Origin of the sequence: Anaerotruncus rubiinfantis, from assembly GCF_900078395.1 — a bacterium.
Taxonomy (GTDB): Bacteria; Bacillota; Clostridia; order Oscillospirales; family Ruminococcaceae; genus Anaerotruncus; species Anaerotruncus rubiinfantis.
On record NZ_FKLA01000002.1, the window covers coordinates 1 to 823 of the forward strand.

Below are 823 nucleotides of genomic sequence, written 5' to 3' on the forward strand. Positions count from 1 at the left end.
ACCCGCACGCGGCCCCGAATGCGCATTTCATCCCGCGCTCGCATGGCGGGCTGGGAGTGCCTGAGAATGTCGTCACGCTCTGTTTGAAATGTCATACCAGATACGACCAGAGCGGGCAGAGAAAGCCCTTGCAAGCGCGAATCCGTCAATATCTGATGGAACAGTACCCGGATTGGGACGAAGAAAAATTGATTTACAGGAAGTGGGACTATGTATAGGAAATCGGTGTTTCTGCCTGATAAATGCTATCTTGAAACGGCTTATTTTAATAGAAGAATGACATATAAAGATATCGCAAAAGAATGTGAAGTAACGCCAGCGGCAGTTTGCTATTGGTTTAAAAAATACGGAATAGCAGCAAGGAGGAAGGAAGAAAAAATACACCCCCACGTTTATACTAGCGATGAATTAAAACGGATAAGTCAAATTCATAAAGGGAAAATAGTCAGCCTTACAACTAAATTAAAAATATCCGAAGCCCGAAAACTACATGGGCGTGGGCATCAGAAGAAAAGGGATGACGGATATATCAAAGTTTACTATCCAAGTCATCCAAGCGCCACCGCTGATGGATATGTTATGCAGCATAGGCTCATGATGGAAGATCATATAGGCAGGTTTCTTACTGATGATGAAGTAATTCACCATATAAACCATAATCGTTCAGACAATCGTATAGAAAATTTGCGTTTGATGAATGTTAGAGACCACGCCGCACTCCATATGAAAGAGAGGCATGAGAGAAAATGAGTTTAAATCGATGGATAGGAATGGGCCGCCTTGTGGCCGACCCAGAGCTGCGTCAAACGCCGAACGGCGTTTC

General features: G+C 44.1%; 2 protein-coding genes. Both read left to right on the plus strand.

The features are described 5' to 3' along the window. The coding region (locus BN4275_RS00015; protein WP_161940162.1) for an HNH endonuclease at positions 1 to 218 on the plus strand (218 nt) is incomplete at its 5' end. Beyond that, the gene (locus BN4275_RS00020) at positions 211 to 750 is read left to right on the plus strand and encodes an HNH endonuclease signature motif containing protein (RefSeq protein WP_066452435.1); all 540 of its coding nucleotides are present in this window, start codon (positions 211 to 213) and stop codon (positions 748 to 750) included. The genes BN4275_RS00015 and BN4275_RS00020, both read left to right, overlap by 8 nt. The last annotated feature ends 73 nt before the right edge of the window (positions 751 to 823 follow it).

Bases quoted from the DNA above. Each gene is read 5' to 3' on its own strand.
- BN4275_RS00020 (WP_066452435.1), top strand. From the start codon at position 211: ATGTATAGGAAATCGGTGTTTCTGCCTGATAAATGCTATCTTGAAACG.